This window comes from Janthinobacterium violaceinigrum (assembly GCF_009208555.1).
GTDB classification, from domain to species: domain Bacteria; phylum Pseudomonadota; class Gammaproteobacteria; order Burkholderiales; family Burkholderiaceae_D; genus Janthinobacterium; species Janthinobacterium violaceinigrum.
The window spans coordinates 14575-32477 of the sequence record NZ_WFLI01000011.1; the positions used below are offsets into that span (position 1 = coordinate 14575).

At 65.9% G+C, this 17903-nt stretch carries 15 protein-coding genes; 8 read left to right on the forward strand and 7 right to left on the reverse strand.

Annotated elements, in window-relative coordinates:
- Positions 1–2: 2 nt before the first annotated feature.
- Both GCN75_RS11645 and GCN75_RS11650 read right to left on the reverse strand, forming a co-directional pair.
- A complete protein-coding gene (locus GCN75_RS11645) occupies positions 3–1763 on the reverse strand; it encodes a hypothetical protein (protein WP_152282662.1) in 1761 nt (586 codons plus the stop codon).
- Positions 1760–4921, reverse strand: coding sequence for a type VI secretion system Vgr family protein (locus tag GCN75_RS11650; RefSeq protein WP_152282663.1), 3162 nt, complete (start codon positions 4919–4921; stop codon positions 1760–1762). Before GCN75_RS11650 ends, GCN75_RS11645 begins: the two co-directional genes overlap by 4 nt.
- A 292-nt stretch (positions 4922–5213) precedes the next feature.
- Between GCN75_RS11650 and GCN75_RS11655 the strand changes: the two genes are divergently transcribed.
- From GCN75_RS11655 to GCN75_RS11685, 7 genes are all read left to right on the forward strand, one after another.
- Positions 5214–5816, forward strand: coding sequence for a hypothetical protein (locus tag GCN75_RS11655; RefSeq protein WP_152282664.1), 603 nt, complete (start codon positions 5214–5216; stop codon positions 5814–5816).
- 130 nt (positions 5817–5946) lie between these two features.
- Positions 5947–6657 (forward strand): DUF2325 domain-containing protein, encoded by a 711-nt coding sequence (locus GCN75_RS11660; protein WP_226941308.1) that lies wholly within the window; start codon positions 5947–5949, stop codon positions 6655–6657.
- Between the two features lie 75 nt (positions 6658–6732).
- Positions 6733–7557, forward strand: coding sequence for a TlpA disulfide reductase family protein (locus GCN75_RS11665; RefSeq protein WP_152282665.1), 825 nt, complete (start codon positions 6733–6735; stop codon positions 7555–7557).
- Between the two features lie 122 nt (positions 7558–7679).
- Positions 7680–7955 carry a metal/formaldehyde-sensitive transcriptional repressor gene (locus GCN75_RS11670; protein WP_152256104.1) on the forward strand — a complete coding sequence of 92 codons (276 nt, stop codon included), beginning with the start codon at positions 7680–7682 and terminating at the stop codon, positions 7953–7955.
- 18 nt (positions 7956–7973) lie between these two features.
- On the forward strand, positions 7974–8954 hold the full coding sequence (gene dmeF / locus GCN75_RS11675) for a CDF family Co(II)/Ni(II) efflux transporter DmeF (RefSeq protein WP_152282666.1): 981 nt from the start codon (positions 7974–7976) through the stop codon (positions 8952–8954).
- Between the two features lie 92 nt (positions 8955–9046).
- Positions 9047–9388 carry a zinc ribbon domain-containing protein YjdM gene (locus GCN75_RS11680; RefSeq protein WP_152256102.1) on the forward strand — a complete coding sequence of 114 codons (342 nt, stop codon included), beginning with the start codon at positions 9047–9049 and terminating at the stop codon, positions 9386–9388.
- A gap of 66 nt (positions 9389–9454) precedes the next feature.
- Positions 9455–10480 (forward strand): RNA methyltransferase, encoded by a 1026-nt coding sequence (locus tag GCN75_RS11685; protein ID WP_152282667.1) that lies wholly within the window; start codon positions 9455–9457, stop codon positions 10478–10480.
- 92 nt (positions 10481–10572) lie between these two features.
- On the opposite strand, the gene GCN75_RS11690 is transcribed toward GCN75_RS11685, so the two are convergent.
- Together GCN75_RS11690 and GCN75_RS11695 are read right to left on the reverse strand one after the other, a co-directional pair.
- Entirely contained in the window at positions 10573–10977 is a 405-nt protein-coding gene (locus GCN75_RS11690; protein ID WP_152282668.1) for a hypothetical protein, read from the reverse strand.
- Positions 10978–11073: 96 nt separating this feature from the next.
- Positions 11074–11301 (reverse strand): hypothetical protein, encoded by a 228-nt coding sequence (locus GCN75_RS11695; protein ID WP_077402374.1) that lies wholly within the window; start codon positions 11299–11301, stop codon positions 11074–11076.
- Positions 11302–11427: 126 nt separating this feature from the next.
- Here GCN75_RS11695 and GCN75_RS11700 point away from each other — a divergent pair, with 126 nt between their 5' ends.
- On the forward strand, positions 11428–12105 hold the full coding sequence (locus GCN75_RS11700) for a phosphoribosylanthranilate isomerase (RefSeq protein ID WP_152282669.1): 678 nt from the start codon (positions 11428–11430) through the stop codon (positions 12103–12105).
- Here GCN75_RS11700 and GCN75_RS11705 read toward each other — a convergent pair.
- The 3 genes from GCN75_RS11705 to GCN75_RS11715 all read right to left on the reverse strand — a co-directional run bounded on the left by GCN75_RS11705 (position 12102) and on the right by GCN75_RS11715 (position 17875).
- The gene (locus tag GCN75_RS11705) at positions 12102–13010 is read right to left on the reverse strand and encodes a LysR family transcriptional regulator (protein ID WP_152282670.1); all 909 of its coding nucleotides are present in this window, start codon (positions 13008–13010) and stop codon (positions 12102–12104) included. The two genes, GCN75_RS11700 and GCN75_RS11705, sit on opposite strands and share 4 nt — an antisense overlap.
- Positions 13011–13265: 255 nt before the next feature.
- Positions 13266–13820, reverse strand: coding sequence for a 4'-phosphopantetheinyl transferase family protein (locus GCN75_RS11710; RefSeq protein WP_152282671.1), 555 nt, complete (start codon positions 13818–13820; stop codon positions 13266–13268).
- Positions 13820–17875 (reverse strand): Pls/PosA family non-ribosomal peptide synthetase, encoded by a 4056-nt coding sequence (locus tag GCN75_RS11715; RefSeq protein ID WP_152282672.1) that lies wholly within the window; start codon positions 17873–17875, stop codon positions 13820–13822. Before GCN75_RS11715 ends, GCN75_RS11710 begins: the two co-directional genes overlap by 1 nt.
- Positions 17876–17903 lie beyond the last annotated feature (28 nt).

A 17903-nucleotide genomic window follows, 5' to 3' on the forward strand; every position in this document is an offset into this window, starting at 1 on the left:
CGCTATTTGTTCCCTGGTTTACTTTTGGACGCTGATTTGCTTGGGTTATTTTTTTTCTCTTGCGATTTTTGTTGGCCGGTCCCTTTTTTTGAAGATATTTTTTTCGCACCTATACGGCTCTTTTCTATGCGATCGATTTCAGTATGGTCGAACGTATCGCTTATGCCATGAGTTTTTTTATGCTTGTCATGTATTTTTATATTGTAATGATCACCTGAAGCGAGTAATTCCAATGTTGCTTCAAGGTGGTCAACAATGCCAGGCGCTGCTGTTAACTTGAGCTTGCCATTTGGCTGGCGCTCTGTCACGAATGGATTGGAAAGCGCGGTGGTACCCAGCATCAAATATATCCAGCGGTTTTTCAAGTTGCCGGGGGCTAGCATTGAGGGGCTATCGACACTGTTGCCTAGCCATTCTCTGCCCATCTGCGTCCCTTTTTTGGGTTCCCCAAGCAAGGTCCATAACATTAGCTGCCTGTCGTTGGACGATGCGGGTGGCGGCGGAATGGTACCTTTTGCCGTATTTTTTTTCAGGCGCGCATGCAGGCTGTACACGCTCTCGCTGAATTTCGCTTCGATGAAGTGGAAAGTAGGGCCATCCGTTTGCCAGATCGTATCGACCCCAGACAGCGTCACCTTGGCGAGGTCTTCCGGCACTAACTCCGTGGGGCGCTTGTGTTTGCTATCGGGGCCGACAATGCGTGGATATTCGCTGCGCCATTTGCCATGGATGTTGCCGTGCGGCCAAGCGCCTGCCTTCTTGAGCACATGATCCATATGGTAGTAGTCGGCCATATGCTCACCGACCAGTCCCCGCGGCCCAAATTTGATTTCAGACAGCAATTCGCGAATCGGCCGCGACGTATTCTTCACCGGCGCGGTGCCGCCGTCGCTGCTCTGGCGGTGCGAGTCGTCCACGGGTTTGTGTTCCTTGCCCTTGCCCGGCGAGTCCCGTTCTTTGTTTTTTGCTTTGGCATCCACGCCTTTGGTTTTTTTATCGGTGTTGATCGTGGGCGATTTGAACTGGGCGTTGGCGCTGTGCGGATGTGTGTTGCCGGGCTTGTGATTGTGCCTGGCTGCCGTATTGGCGCCGGTGCCGGCGGCGACGGCGATTTTTTTTGCCGCCCATAACGCGTCTTCGCCCAGCATGTCCTCGATCAAGTCCTGCAGCGCCTTGGCGCCTTGCGCAATGCCGGCCTTGAGGGGGCCGCGCACCGCTTCGACTTGCGGCTTCATGTCGCGTGCCAAATGCTGCAAGTCCGACGGCAGCCACCAATGGCTGGTCGACAGGTAGCCGAGCAACTCCACGCAGTTATCGAGCGCGCTCATGGCCGTGCTGATCGCCAGCTGGGTGTTTTGCGCCCACTGGAAGGTTTTCAGGAATTTGATCGCGGCGCCCTTGCTCTTGCCCAGCATGGCTTCGATCATGACATTGCCGCCCGCGACCGCAGCGCCGGCTTCCTTGCGGTACTTGCGCAAGGGCTTGATGATGGTCTTGAACAGGCTGCCAACTTCCGGAATGCAGCCGAACGCTGCCAGCGCCATATCGACCCAGTCGTCGCGGGTCGCGCGCGACACGCCTTTCCTGCCGACCCGGTAGATCATGCCCGAGACATCGCGCACGTCCATCACCTGGTCCACCACGGGGATCAGGGAAATGGCGCCGCCGACGATCATGGCGGCCTTGCCCTGGTCATCCTCGAAGTCGCCCAGGATCAGGTCCTTGAAAAACTCTACAATCTCATCGACAAAGTTCTGGCTCATGGTTGGGCATCCGGTTTACTGGTTTTCCTGGCCGCTTCCAGCAATGCGGATGCCTGTTTCAGCTGCTGCCTCGCTTGCTGCAGACGGGGCTCCGCTACCAATGGGGGCGCCACCCAGTCGCGCTGGTCCTCGCCATATTCAATGTGATACGCGCCGGGAGGAATGTTTTCGAGGCGGGCATGGCCCTTGTCGTTGAGCAATCCACTGAGTGACGTGCCATTGGCGAACGTGATTTTGTAGGGGGAGTTAATGACGGGCTCGAGATCGCCATAATGCAGGTTCAGTTCGACTGCCCGGCCCAGGTCGGCCGCATTCGGCATCGCCGGCAAGGTGGGCTGGCTGCTCGCCGGCCCCGTCAATTCCTTCATGCTGGCCTTGAAATCGACCTTGCCGGGACAGTGCAGCATGATATTGCCGCCTTCGAGGCGGATGTAGGCGCCCTGGACCGTCATCAGCACGTGCTGTTTGGCCGCCACGGCCACGCTCTTGGCCGTGCTGGTGACGGTGACGGCCTTGTCCGCCGTGAGCCGCGTTTCATCGGACTGGCTCTGGCTGCTGACCTTGCCGCTGGCCGCATGCAGGCGGATGCCCGTTTCCTGGTTCGGCTTGTCCTTGTTGCTGGCCTTGCCGTAGGTAAACAGGCTGATGCCTTTCCCCAGCGCATACATGCTGTTGCCCTGCGCAGCAAAGTTGATGTCGGCGCCAGCCGTCACGCTGGCGCTGCCGCCCGCCGTGAGCACGGCATTGGCGGGCGTCGTGGCGGCAATGCCTGATGGGCTGGACAATTGCAGATGCGGTTCCGCGTAGGCGCTGACCTGGCCCTGGCCGCCCGATGGCTGCTGGCCCTGTCCCGCATCCGCGGCCTGACCATCGGCCGTGGCGCCCAGGACGGTGGCGCTGTGTTCCATCTGCGCGATGGCGGGCAAGATGGCCGCCTCGGGCGCGGCGTCCGGCTGCGTTGCCGCTGCCGGCTGCCCCACCCCCTCCGGAATGGCCAGCTTGAGCGCCTGATGCTTGTGTGCCGTTTCGGCCAGCGACGTTTGCAATTGCAGGCTTTGCCGGATTTGCTCCAGCGCTTCCTTTGCATCCATCTGGCTGCCCGCGCCGCCATCGCGGCCATGCGCCGACAGCAGCAGGCCCGCGCCCGCGCGCAGGGCAGCGCTGTGTTCCGTTTTCAGCTCGGCGCCGAAACCGGCCGGCGCCAGCCGCTGATTGTCGCTCTGGTGGCGCAGATGGCCCAGGTTCAGCTCGGCCGTGCCCTGGTGCGCGCCCGCATGGCGCTGCAGGGCGACGCGGGCCTGGCCCGGACTGTCGTCGAACACCAGCTGGCTGTAGGCGCCGGCGCCGCTCTGGCTTGCCTGCATGGCTTGGGTCTTGATGCCCGACAGCGCGGCAGGATGGGCGTGGGCGCCCGCCTGGCCGGGAAACCAGGCGGGCGCATTGCCCGTTGCCGCGCCCGCGCCCCGGTTGACCTGGTTGCTTTGCGCATCGGCCTGGCCGCGGCCGTTATACAGGGTGCCGATCACGACGGGGCGGTCGATATTGCCCTCAAGGAAGTCGACGAGCACTTCCTGGCCCACGCGGGGCAGGGCATTGCTGCCCCAGTTGGCCCCGGCGACGGGCGCCAGCGGCGTTGCCACGCGCACCCAGGTGCCGGCGCTGTCGTCGCCGGGCGCGCCCGTGTGGCCGTCGGCGGCCGGATGGGCCAGCCGGCTGTGGCTTTGCGCGCCCCGCTGCCAGTGGAATTGCACCTTGATGCGGTGGTCGCGGTCCGTGTGCAGTTGCGCGCCGGCCGGGCCCACGACGATGGCCGTCTGCTGGCCGAAGACGGTGGGACGCGGATGCAGCAAGTGGCCGTGGCTGTCGGCGCGGCTGCTGCGGTACGGTATCTTGCTGCGGATGGCGTCGATGCGGTTGCGGTAGGGCGCGCGCTCGGCGATCGACTTGCCGGCCGCATGCAGGCTGTCCGTCTGTTCTTCGCCGGTCAGCATGTCCAGCAAGCCCTGGCCAAAGCGCTGCAGCAGTCCGCTTCCCAGTTCCGCGTCCAGGTTGTTGTGCATCAGGTGCACGGTGCGCACCACGAGGAAGCTGCGCTCGTCGTCATTGGCGGCCGCATCGGTTTGCGCCTGGCCCGTGAGCGTGAACGTGGTGCCCGGCGCCAGGGTGCGCACGGTGCCCGCGCCGACGAAGACTTCCTTGCTGGCCGTGAACGCCTGCAGCTGCTGCTCGGCGATGCGCTGGCCCTGTTCGCGCGAGGCATAGGCATAGGCGCCGGGCGCGTCGCGGCTGACCAGCGGCATGCCGTCGCCGGCGGCGCTGCCCACGCTGACGGCGCGCTCGCCGCGCGTGCGGTAATCCCAGCTGGACAGCTCGATGCCGTTGGTTTGCTGGCGCAGATGCATGCGCCAGCGGTCGATACTGTCCTGCGGCATGACGGCGCCCGGCTGGGTAAAGGCGATGCTGGCCTGGGCATTCGGCTTGAAGCTGCCGTTGTGGTCGGCAATCACGAGGGTATGGCTGCCCAGGCTGGCGCTGCCCGCGTCGCCGGCGTGCTCGACATGGTAAAACATGCCTTCCTCGCTCATCAGCCGCTCCGCAAACGCCCAGTCGCTTTCCTGGTACTGGGTGCAGATGCTGCGCTTCGGATAGCGCGCGCGGTCGAGCAGCTCGAAGCGCCAGGCCGGCACCAGCATGCCCTGGCCCTGGTAGCGCTGGAACAGCACTTCGAGGATGTCGGGCACCGCCATGTCCTGGAAGATGCGGCTGTCGCGGCCGTGCGCGAGAAAGGCGCTCCACGGCTGCAGGGTCAGCTTGTAGCGGGCAAAGCCGCCGTTCGCACCGGCCCGTTCGACGGCGGTGATGTGGCCGTGGAACGGGCGCCAGCCGCCATCGGCCATGAGCAATTCCAGCAGGACGGGCTGGCCGATCAGCGACTTGAGCGGAATGGCCGCGTCGAGCGAAAGGGCGGCGATGTGGAACACGCATCCCTGGCTCAAGCCTTCCTCGCCGCGCACGGATTCGGCCAGCAGCTTGTCCGGGCCCAGCGGCGTGCTCAGCTTCAGCAGGCGCGTGGCCTGGCTGTAGCCGTTGGCGGCGGGTGCCGCGCCGGGGGAGGCACGGGATGGCGACGACGCGCTTGCATGAACCAGGTCGGACATTGAGGGGTACTCCGTGTGGCGAAATGAGCGTACTTGCAATTAATTCAATGATTTGCTTATAAGATTACACCTTAGAAATAGTGATTTAACAAGCGCGATTCAATTGAATCGTGCGCCAGCGGCCGTTCTGCGCTGGCCGTGCGGGGCATTTTTTCCCTATCGGGTACAGTGCCCGTCTTGCCAAATCCACCATCAGAAAAAAATAGTGCAAGATTTTATATAAAAGCAACATGATGGCGCGCCGGGCGTGTTTTTCGGCCGCCATCGCCATCCCACGCGAACCGGAGCAAGAATGAATACGATGAAATGCGCGGCCGCGGCCGCCCTGTGCGCCAGCCTGGCGTCCGCCATGGCGGCGGCCCCCGCCGAACCACCGTTCCTCGATGTGCTGGCCTATCAGTACGCCCAGTGCGTCCAGCCTGGCTACCACCAGGCGGACCTGCTGATGCAGGACGGGGCGGGGCGCTACCAGATCGACGTCAAGGGCGAGGCATACACGGTCGAACTGCAGGAGCGCATGGGCTTTTCGCTGCAGGCGGGGAGAGGCGGGCCCGTGGCGGCTGTCGTCAAGCTGGACCGGCCGCCAACGGGGCAGTTCGGCGAGCAGGCGCGCTGGCGCGAACGCTGGCTGCGCGATGTGGCCGAGCGCAGCGGCGTCGCGCTGGAAGAGCGGGCGCTGGCCGGCGGCGCGCGCCTGCTGACCGTAAACAAGGGCGAGATCAAGGGGAAATATGTCGGCCAGTCCCTGCTGATCGATCCGGCGCGGCTGCTGTTCATCGATATGGCGTGGCCGAATACCCTGGACATCTATCGGGGGCCGGACGGCTTGCGGCAGGTGCGGCAAGTGCAGGACGACGTCTGGCGGCGCATGTTGTCCTGCCCGCCCGCCGCCTGATGCGGCCAACCTTGGCATACCCCTACTGCGCACGCGCGCTTACACAAATAATAATGATTCTCATTTATAATCCGGGTCTATGGGGTAGCGATGGGCTGGCGCCATGGCGCCAAGGGTAGTGAAGGAGGGCATGATGGGCAGTATGTATGGCAATGAGGACCCGATCGCGCGCGAGCATCGCGTGCTGATGGGCGAGTATGGACGGGCGCAGGCCCGCTGCAGTGCGCAGCTGGCCGCGCAGGCGGCCCGCATCGCGCAGCTGGAGTCGGAATTGATGCGCGCGCGGGCGCAGGTCGTGATCCGCGATACGAAGCTGGCGCTGGCGCGCGAGGAACTGGCCGAATTGACTGCGGCCGCGCCGGGCTTGCCGACGCGGGCGCGGCTGGCGCGCAAGGTCGAATGGCTCAGCGAGCGGGTACAGGATTTGATGCGCGAATTGCTGCGCCTGCAATGGGTGCCCGCGCCATCGGCCGTGCCCCGCTCCGCGCTGCAAGCGGACTTGCTCGCTGGCGTGCGCGAAAAAGCCGTGCTGTATGTCGGCAACTATTTAAACGAGGAAGCGGGCCAGGATGCGCACGGCGCCAACGTGGCGCAGCAAGCCATCGAGCAGGCGGGCGGGCGCTTCCTGCACCACGCGGGCGGCGATGCCGGTGCCGACGATGCGGCCGCGCTGGAAGCGGGCCTGGTGGCGGCCGACCTGGTGATTTGCCAGACGGGCTGCGTCAGCCACGATGCCTACTGGCGCGTGCACGACCACTGCAAGCGCACGGGCAAGCAGTGCGTGCTGGTGGACCAGCCGCAAGCCATGCATTTCGTGCGCAAGGAAGCGCTGGCCACCTGAGACGGGCGCCGCTTAACGCCGGCTTAATCCGCCTGGGGCACAATGTCCGTCCCTTCGACGTGATAGAGAGCGCCAATGCTGTCCCTGCAAATCGGCCCCCTGGCCCTGCCTACGGGCCTCGTCCTGCTGTTCGTTTCCCTGTGCGTGGCCTACGGCGTCGCGTACTGGCTGCGGCGCTACCGCCAGTTGCCCGATACCGGCCCCCTCGTTTCCGACCTGCTGGTCGCCGGCCTGCTGGCGGCGCGCCTCGCGTTCGTGCTGCGCTGGCACGAACAGTACCTGGCCGCGCCCTGGTCCATCCTGAATATCCGCGACGGCGGCTTTATGGCGCCGGCCGGCATCGCCGCCGCGCTGGCCATCGCCGCGTGGCGCTGCCGGCGTCCCGCCATGGCGGCCATGCGCCGTCCCCTGGCCATCAGCGTGGCGTCCGGCGCGCTGGCCTGGGGCATGCTGAGCGCGGGCCTGTTTCTGGCGTACGGCAAGCCGGCGGCCTTGCCCACCGTGGCGCTGCAGACGGTCAACGGCGCGCCGGCGACCTTGGCGGCGCTGGCCGGAGGCAAGCCGCTGGTGGTCAATTTATGGGCCAGCTGGTGCCCGCCATGCCGGCGCGAGATGCCCGTGCTGGCCGCCGCGCAGCAGGCGCGCGCCGATATCGTCTTCGTTTACGCGAACCAGCGCGAGGATGCGGCGGCCGCCAGCGCTTTCCTGGCGCGAAGCGGCGCGACCCTGCGCAATGTGGTGCTCGACAGCGAGGCGGCGCTGGGCAAGGCGGCCGGCTCCTCGGCCCTGCCGACGACGCTGTTCTATGACGCGCAGGGGCGCCTGGTCGACACCCACCTGGGCGAACTGTCCGATGCCTCGCTGGCCAGCAAGCTGCAGAAGATCGCGCCGGCGCCCTAGCGCATAGTCATCATTTGGCGAGCCGCCCATCCGCGAGGATGCGCGGCTTTTTTTGCGGCTGGCCGCCGCAGGAGGATTTTCCTGATAGTATACCCCCCTATAGTATTTATCAGGATGAAACCATGGGACACACGGCACACAACAAGACCAAGCTGCTCAATCGCGTGAAGCGCATCCGCGGGCAGGTGGAAGGCCTGGAGCGAGGCCTGGAAGAGGGCCGCGACTGCGGCGAAGTGCTGCAGCTGATCGCCGCCGTGCGCGGCGCCGTGAATGGCCTGATGGCCGAAGTGATCGAGGAGCACTTGCGCGAGCACGTGGCCAGTCCCGATCTGGCCGGCGACGAGCGGAGCAAGGGCGCCGACGACATCGCCGCCATCCTGCGCACCTACCTCAAATAATCGGCCGGAGAGACCAGCATGACACCACAACACATCGGGGAAGACCTGTCCGCCTGGCAGCACGATCACGTCTTTGGCGCCGCCAGCGACAAGGCGGAACACCGCGCGCGCATCGTCATGTGGATCACCCTGGCCACCATGGCGCTGGAAATCGTCGCCGGCTGGTGGTACAACTCCATGGCCCTGCTGGCCGATGGCTGGCATATGAGTTCGCACGCGCTGGCCATCGGCCTGGCCGCCTTTGCGTATGCGGCGGCGCGCCGCTATGCGCGCGATCCCCGCTTTGCCTTCGGCACGTGGAAGATTGAAGTATTGGCCGGCTACACGAGCGCCATCCTGCTGCTGGGCGTGGCCGTGCTGATGGTGGCCGCTTCCATCGAACGCCTGTTTTCGCCGCAGCCCATCCATTATCCGCAGGCCATGGCGGTGGCGGCTTTCGGCCTGCTGGTGAACCTGGTGTGCGCGCTGATCCTCGGCGGCCACCACGACCACGGGCATGACCATGGCCACGACCATCACGACCATGATGACCACCACGGCCATCCAGATCACCACGGCCACGGCGAAGACCTGAACATGAAGGCCGCATACGTCCACGTGCTGGCCGATGCCGCCACCTCCGTGCTGGCCATCGTCGCGCTGGCCGGTGCCTGGTTGTACGGCTGGAGCTGGCTCGATCCCGTGATGGGCATCGCGGGCGCCGTGCTGGTGGCGCTGTGGGCGAAAAAGCTGATGCAGGAGACGGGCAAGGTCTTGCTGGACCGCGAGATGGACCACCCCGTGGTGGCTGAAATCCGCGAGGCCGTGGAAGTGGAAACGGGCGGCGACACGCCGCGCATCGTCGACCTGCACGTCTGGCGGGTGGGCAAGCAGTTGTATTCGTGCGCTTTGTCCGTGGTCAGCCGCGACCCCGCGCTGACAGCGGCCCAGCTGCGCGCGCGCATCGGCATCCACGAGGAAATCGTCCACAGCACCATCGAGATTGTGCGCCGGCCTTGATAATGATGGTGAAAAAAGCAAGCTGATACGGGGCGTAGGCAGTATAATGTCGGCTTTTACAGCCAGGCGCTGTTCACCAGACAGAGAGAAGTATGAGCACATTACCACCATGCCCGCAATGCAAATCCGAATTCACGTACGAAGACGGCAGCCAGTTGATCTGCCCTGAATGCGCGCATGAATGGTCGGCCACGGCTGGCGATGCGGCGGAAGAGGGTGCCCGTGTGTACCGCGATGCGGCCGGCAACATCCTGCAGGACGGCGACACGGTCAGCGTCATCAAGGACTTGAAATTGAAGGGCGGCGGCGGTGTCGTCAAGATGGGCACCAAGGTCAAGAACATCCGCCTGGTCGACAGCGACCATGATATCGATTGCAAGATCGACGGCTTCGGTTCCATGAGCCTGAAAACCGAGTTCGTGAAAAAAGTCTAAGCTGTATATTGCCATCCGCGGCGCGCCTCGCATTTTTGCCGGCGCGCCGTTCTTTATCCGGACGCCATGCAAATCGACCATCTCCGCCAGCGCCTGCGCGCGCTGGGCGCCAAGCCCCTGCACGAACAGCGCGTGCTGCGCGACTGGATACAGGCGCAGCCGCACGACCAGGGCCGGCGCCGCGCCGAGGATTTCCTGCCGCTGCCCGTGCGCGAGGTCTTGCCCGCGCTGGACGCCGAATTGCAGGGCATGCTGAAACTGCTCAGCAGCCATCCGGGCGCCGACGGTTCCGCGCGCCTGCTGGTGGGGCTGCACGACGGCCAGACGGTGGAAAGCGTGCTGCTGCCGCGCGACGGCCTGTGCGTGTCCAGCCAGGTGGGCTGCGCCGTGGGCTGCCAGTTCTGCATGACGGGCCGCGACGGCTTGATACGGCAAGTGACCAGCGGCGAGATCGTGGCCCAGGTGGTGCTGGCGCGTACCCTGCGTCCCGTGAAAAAAGTCGTCTTCATGGGCATGGGCGAACCGGCGCATAACCTGAACAATGTGATGGAAGCGATCGACCTGCTGGGCACCGAGGGCAATATCGGCCACAAGAATCTCGTGTTTTCCACCGTGGGCGACCCGCGCGCGTTCGAGCGCCTGCCGCAGGGAAGAGTCAAGCCGGCGCTGGCCCTGTCCCTGCACACGACAAAGCGGGAGCTGCGCGAGCAGCTGCTGCCGCGCGCGCCCAGGCTCACGCCGCGCGAGCTGGTGGACTTCGGCGAGTCGTATGCGCGCCTGACCGGCTACCCGGTGCAGTACCAATGGACCCTGATGGAAGGCGTCAACGATGGCGCGGACGAGATGGATGGCATCGTCGACCTGCTGAAGGGGAAATATGCGGTGCTCAACATGATCCCGTATAACACCATCGACGACTTGCCGTTCCGGCGCCCCAGCTGGGAAAAGGCGCGGGCCATCGCCGCTGCCCTGCACGAACGGGGCGTACTGACCAAGCTGCGCGATTCGGCCGGGCAGGACGTGGAAGGGGGCTGCGGGCAGCTGCGCGCACGCGCAGCGAAGGGCAAGGTCATTGCCATCCGCGCGGCGTAACGGCACCCAGCGTAGAGCCGGGGTCAGACCCCCGGATACGTTGGCACTGAGCTTGACGCTAACGGCGTTGAGGGTCTGTCCTCAGCCCTGGCTTATGCTCCGCCCAGCAAATCGTTTTCATTCAATATCGCAAACGCGATCTCGGGATGCGCGGCCAGGCAGCGCCGCACGGCGGCCGGGATGGCCGCGCGCGTCTTGCGGCACAGGCCCGGCTGTTCCTGCAGGCGGATCTGGAAGCCGCGCACGGTGCGCACTTCGCCGCTGCCCGGCGCGATCTGCAATGCCACGCCCAGGTTGCTCTTCAAGCGCTCTTGCAGTTTCTTTAACTGCGCATAGCTGTCGATCTGCTCGATATGCGCGAGCAGGCGCTTTTCTTCCGTCAGGTTCAGGCGCAGGATGGAAACGTCCGCCTGCGGATCGTGCAGCAGCCGCTCGCGCTCGCAGTCGCACAGCTGCGGCGGGCACTCCTTGCGGACTTCAAAATCGACGATGCGCATGCTGGCGTTCCAGTGGCGGCTGCGGAAAAATCAAGTATCGGCCGGCGCCCGGCGCCTGTCAATCTGCGCCGCAGCATCGCCCCGCGTCATGCGGCATCAGCGCGGGCTGACGATCAGGCGCCAGCGGATCGGGCCCTGCTCGCTGCTGTGCTGATGGTGGTTTTGCGGCGGCATGACGTGGCCTTCCGTCGACACGATCTCGTGCGCGCAGCCATCGCAGCGGTAGATGCCCGAGTACGGCACGGCTTCGCCCGGCGACGTCAGCTCATCGAAGCGCGGGTGCATGGAGCGGGCCACGTAGCTGGGGTTCTTGTAGTCGGCCATGGATTCCTCGGGAAGTGGGCAATGGCCCATTCTGGCACACAATCGCGCACGGCCTTGACCGCGTGTCTTGGCGCGCGCGCCGCCCTGTGTTGTAATGTTGATCATCCCGACTGAACATGCAAGGCCATGAGAACCCGCATCAAGATCTGCTGCATCGCTTCCATCGACGAAGCGCAACTGGCGATTGCCGCCGGCGCCGACGCGCTGGGCCTGGTGGCGGCCATGCCGTCCGGCCCCGGCCCGATCCCCGACGCGCGCATTGCGCAGATCGCCGCCTGGACGCCGCCGCCCGTGGCCACGTTTCTGCTCACTTCAGAGACGACGGCGCAGGCCATCGCCGGGCACGTGCGCGCCACGCAGCCATCGACCGTGCAGATCGTCGGCCATGTCGACCCGGGCGAGGTGGCCGAACTGGCGCGCCTGCTGCCGCACGTGCGGCGCGTGCAGGTGATCCATGTGGAAGGGCCGCAGGCGCTGGACCTGATTCCCGCCTACGCGCCCCACGTCCATGCATTTTTGCTCGACTCTGGCCGCCCCGGCGCGGCCGTGCCTGAACTGGGCGGCACGGGCCGCACGCACGACTGGTCCGTCAGCGCGCGCTTCGTGCGCGCCAGCCCCCGTCCCGTCTTCCTGGCCGGCGGGCTGGATGCGGCCAACGTGATGGAGGCGCTGCGCCAGGTGCGCCCCTACGGCATCGACCTGTGCTCGCGCGTGCGCACGGACGGCAAGCTCGATGTCATGAAGCTGGCCCTGCTGATGGCGGCCGTGCGCGACGCGGATGCGGCGCTGTACGCGGAAGGTTAATCGTCCGGCGGCAGGGCGTTCATCTCGCGCACGAAAGCTTCCGTGAACGCGGCCACCATGCCGCTGGCCGCGCGCGGCGAGATCAGGCCCACGATGGAATGCGATTCCTCGTCCGGCAGCGCGATGAAGCGCACGCCCGGCGGCGCCACCAGGCGCATGCTGTCCGGGACGATGGCGATGCCCATGTTCGCCTCGATCAGGTTCAGCTGCGACGTCTTGCGCGACAGGGCGCGCGCCGCCTTCGGAAAGAAACCCTGCGCCAGGCACAGGCCCGCCACCAGGTAGCTGAGGCCTCCCCGGTCCTTGTGCGGGATCGAGACGAACGCTTCGTTGCGTAGGGCGGCAATCGTCGTGCTGCCCAGTGCCGCCAGCGGCGAGGCCGACGACACGGCCACCACCAGCTTTTCCGCAAACAGTTCGCGCACGACGATGTTGGCGTGCTTGCGCAGGGTGGGCAGGCGCACCAGGCCCAGGTCGGCGCGGCCTTCCTCGATGTCGGCCGCCTGGTTTTCCGATGAGCCTTTTGATATGTCGAGCGAGACGCCGGGGAACTGCGCCAGCAGCCGGTTCAGCACGGCGCCGATGGCGGGCGTGAGGGTCACGGAACTCGAATGCAGCAGGCGGATGATGCCTTGCTCGCCCTGTCCCACGTGGCGCGTCTGGCGCACGGTTTCCTCGATGTCGTCGAGGATGCGCCTGGCCCGCTCATAGAAGACCTGTCCCGCGGGCGTGAGCTCTATATGGCGCGCGTCGCGCGTCAGCAGCAGCGCCTGCACTTCGCCTTCCAACTCCTTGATCTGCCGGCTCAGGGCCGACTGCGCGATGTACAGCTTCTCGGCCGCGCGCGAGTAGCTGCCCGCATCGACAATCTCGACAAAGTACTTGAACTGTTTGAGAGAAATCAATCGTATGCCTTTTCGAGATCGGTGACTGCCGGATTTGATATTAGCCTGGATGCCGCAAGCACGCTACAGTGGACTGGTCTGCTGTCACTGCAAAGGAAAGGCCATGCTGGAATTGATCGGGGTGCTGGGGCTGCTCGTCAGTATTATCGCAAAACTGATTTTCGTCCAGATCGGCGGCGGCCGTACCGGGACCCAGAGTGAGGATTAAAGAGTGTTTCGCATAAACCCAACGGCGAAGATGCCGGGGTCGGACCCTCAGGGTCCGACCCCAGTTGTTTTCCGTGGGATTGCCAGCATCGCGACAAATCCGTCCTCCAAGGCGATGTGCAGTACATTGCAATTCAATGCTATCCCATCCCACTCCATCAATGGCAAACCTGCGCACTTGAGCGCCGCCTCGCGCGCCGTCCACGCCTGGGCCAGGGCCAAAGGACGTTGAGCATCGGGCAACGAAGCCAGCTCCTGCGTCACCTGCGGTCCCAGGTAATCGCGCGCCACTTGCCGCCAGTCGGGAATGTCCTGCACGCGCATCACGTCGATGCCGACGGTCCCATGCAGGTGGACGGCGGCCACCGACCAGCCGTCGTCATGGCTGAACGACAGGCCCGCCGGGCGGCCTGCCAGCAGCAGGCGGGGAGGGGCGCCCGGCGTAGACTCCAGCGAAATCGCATCGATGTCCATCTTCAGCCAGCGCGCCGCCACCTCGCGCACGGCGGCGCGGATGCGCAATCGGGCTTCGGCGCGCGGCATGGCGGCGGCGATGCCGATCGCCAGCACGCCGTCCGCCGACCACAGCACCGTTATATCCATCAGCTGCGCAGCGGCGCCGCCGGGCAGCCGGCCCAGTTGCTGCCGGCAGGGATATGTTCACCCTTCATCACCAGGGTCAAGGGGCCCAGGCGTGCATTGTCGCCCACCTTGGCGCTGTACAGCACGGAGCTGCGCGGGCCCATGTAGACGCGCTGGCCGATTTCCACGTGGTCGATCTTCATCACGCGATCTTCGAACAGATGCGTTTGCGGGCAGGTGAGGGCATTGAGTTCGCTGTAGTCGCCGATGTGCACGCAGTCGAATTCCGTGATGTCCGTCGTGTCCATGTAGACGCCGCGGCCGATCTTGCAGCCGAACAGGCGGAAGGCCAGCGGCAGCCACGGCGTGCCGCGCAGGTAGCGCATGAAATTGGGCACGGCGATGCCTTCGTACAGATTCGTCACGCCTTCCGAGATCCACACGAACGGCGTCCACATGGGCGCCGCGTGCTTGCGGTAGCGTCCCAGCAGCAGCCACTTGAACAGCACGACGACGAGGAAATTGCCGATGCCGTAGGCGATGCCGGCAATCGCCAGGTCGCCCACGACTTCGCCCCAGCGTCCCGCGCCCGCGATGGGCATCACGTCGAGCACCAGGGTGTAGCCGACGGCGATCACCACCGCGTGCGGCGCGACGATGCGGAACGCCTCGATCAGGCTGCGGCCCAGGCGGCGCAGCACGGACGGCTTGAACGTCAGGTGCTCCGCATAGCCGCTGACCTGCTCGCGCGCGGGCAGGTGCATGGGCGGGGAGCCCAGCCACGTGTCGCCGCTGTGCATCTGTTCATTGCGCGGTGCATGCGTGTGCACGCCGATCAGCACGTGCTCGGGCAGCACGGTGCCATCCGGGATATAGCTGCCGTTGCCGACAAAGCTGCGGTGCGAGATGACGGTGGGGCGCATGGTCATCCAGCCGCCGTCGATCTGCTCGTCGCCCAGCATGACGGCGTCGGCGATGAAGGTGTCGTCGCCCAGGGTCAGCATGTCGGGCACCACGCCCAGCGCCGTGGAAATCTCGGCGCCCTTGCCCACCTTGGCGCCCAGCAGGCGGTACCAGTAGGGCGCGTAGACGGTGGCATAGATGCCGTGCAGGACGTTCAGGCTCGATTCCTGGATATGGCTGACCAGCCACTTGGCGCAATAGATATTGCTGTGCACGGGCGAACTGCCCGGCTTCAGGCGGGGCAGCGCGCCCCAGCGGATGGCGGCCGACAGCAGGGCGGTGAGCACGATCAGCACGGCGCTGGCGGGGAAGGCCAGCAGGAAGTAGCGGGCCAGCTGGGTCGTCACGTCGCGGCCCTGCAGCCACGGCATCATTTCGCGCTCGTCGAACCAGTCGATCAGCACGAAGCTGGGGAAGACGGGCATGAAAAACAGCACGGCGATCAGGATCATGCCGAAGCAGAAGAACAGGGTTTCGCCCGTCAGGCGCAGGCGCGAGACGGCGGGGCGCGGCGGCTGGCTGGCCCGGTCGTAGGGGCCGATGTCGCGCGCGGGCGAACCCGTGTACACGCGCCCGGCTGGCACGGCGGCGCCATCGGCCAGCGCTGATTGCCCCTCCAGGTGGCCGAAGGCGCCCACTTGCGTGTTGCCTTCCAAAATCGCGTAGGAGCTGATGCAGGCATCGTCGCCGATGAGGATCTGGCCCAGCAGCAAACGGCCCCGTTCCACCCGCGCGTTTTCAAAGTTGACGGCATTGCCCACGCTGACGTTGTCGCCGATGGCCAGCAAGTCGGGTGCGCGCAGGGTCATCGAGCCGATGACCACTTCCTTGCCTACCTTGGCGCCCAGCGCGCGCAGCCACCAGCTGTTCAGCGACGAGCCGCTGAGCAGGTAGGCGGGCGCCGACTCGACCAGGCGGTCGGCCAGCCACCAGCGGTAATACGTGACGCCCCAGAGCGGATAGCTGCCCGGCTTCAGACGCCCGGCGATCAGCCACTTGCCGCCGATGGCGATGGCAAATTCGGCCAGGGTCGCCAGCAGGAACACGCCGATCGAGGCGGCGATGGCGCGCGGCACCGTGTCGCCCGTATCGCCCGTGAAGAAGTGATAGGTGAAGAACGGCGCCATCCACTGCGCCATGCGCAGGGTGACGAGGCCCGGCACGGCCGCCGCCTGGGCCGCGCCGCAGGTCCAGCGCTTCCAGGCCGATGGCGGCGTCCATTCCGCTTCCGGCGTGGCCAGCGCGGGCGCTTCATTGAGCACGGCGGCGATCTTGCCGATCTGCCGGTTCTGGTAAATGTCGCGCACCGTCATGTGGGCGTAGGCCGGATTGGCGCGCAGGCTCGATGCCAGGCGCGCGGCCAGGAAGGAGTGGCCACCGAGGTCGCTGAAAAAATCCAGCTGGCGCAGGATCGCCTGGCCGGGGAACAGTGCCGCCAGCGCCGCGAACAGGGCTGCTTCGGCCGGCGTTTCCGGCACGTCCGATTCGCCCGCCTCGCCGGCCGGCGGCGCCGACAGGGGCATGGCTTTCAAGGCCTTGCGGTCGATCTTGCCGGAAGTGAGGCGCGGCATCAGCGGCAGCAGCTCGAAGCGGCCCGGCACCATATACGGCGGCAAATGCAGGTTCAGGGCCGCGCGCAGGGTTTTCGCCGCCAGCGCATCGTCGGGCGCATCGTCGCTGCCCACGATGTAGGCCACCAGCTGGTCGATGCCGTCATCCTTGCGCAGCAGGACGGCCACCGTGCCCACGCCGGGCTGTTGCGCCAGCACGGCTTCGATCTCGCCCAGCTCCACGCGGAAGCCGCGGATTTTCACCTGGTCGTCGGCGCGGCCCAGGCACAGCACCTGGCCATCCGCATCGATGCGGGCCAGGTCGCCCGTGCGGTATAGGCGCGCATCGTCGTCGCTGGTCGCCCAGGGATTGGGCAGGAATTTTTCCACCGTCAGGTCGGGCCGGCCCAGGTAGCCCTCGGCCAGGCCGGGGCCGATGATGCACAATTCGCCCGTCTCGCCCCGTGGCAGCAGGGTCAATGGACGGTTTTCTCCCGCTTCGGCCACTTGCAGCACCAGCAAGCCATAGTTGGGCAGCGGCGTGCCGATGGTGACGGGTTCGCCGGGCCGCAATCGCGCCAGGCTGCACGAGACGGTCGCCTCCGTGGGGCCGTAGGTGTTGAACATGGCGCGGCCCGGGCGCGACCAGCGCTCGACCAGCGATTCCGGGCACATCTCGCCGCCCAGGTTGATCAGGCGTAGGCTGGGCACTTCCTCGGCGAACAGGGCCAGCAAGGTCGGCACCGCGTGCAGAACGGTGACCTTGTTTGCGGCCAGGGCGCGGGGCAAGGCTTCCGGGTCGCCCGAAATGTCCTTGGGGCCCAGCCACAGGGTGGCGCCCACCAGGTAGGCGATCCAGATTTCCTCGAACGACATGTCGAAGGCGACGGAAAAGCCCTGGTAGACGGTGTCGTCTTGCGTCACTTCCAGCACGGCGTTTTCGCTGCGCAGGAAGTGGCAGATGCTGCGCTGGGAAATCAATATGCCCTTCGGTTTGCCCGTGGAGCCGGACGTGTAGATCACGTATGCCGGGTGTTCTGGCAGCACGGCGCCGCGCGCGGGCAGCGCTTCGTCCGGCGCGGCGGGGGCCAGCAGGCTTTCCGCCGTCCATACGGGGCGGCCCACGCCGGCCTGCGCCAGGCGCGGCGCGAACTGCGCGCAGCTGACGACGCCCGCGCCGCTGGCGTCATCGAGGCACACCTGCAGGCGCTCGACGGGCGTGTCTTCATCGACGGGCAGCCAGGCGGCACCCGCCTTGGCAATGGCCGCCTGCATCAGCAGCAGGTGGGCGCCGCGCGGCAGCCACAGGCCCACGATGTCGCCAGGCTGGACGCCGGCGGCCACCAGGCGCGACGCGGCCAGGCTTGCCTGCGCATCGAGTTCCGCATACGTGATGCGGCGCTCGCCGTCGATCAGGGCGATCTGCTGCGGGCAGCGGCGGGCGGTCGCCTCGAGCAGGTCGGCCAGCACTTCCTCGCGCAGCAGATCCGGTCGCGGCGGGCCGTACAGGATGTCGGCGTGGGTGGAAGGAATGCCTGGGCTGACTGCGGTGAAATCGTTCATGGATGACGCTTATCTGTAATGCTGTGTG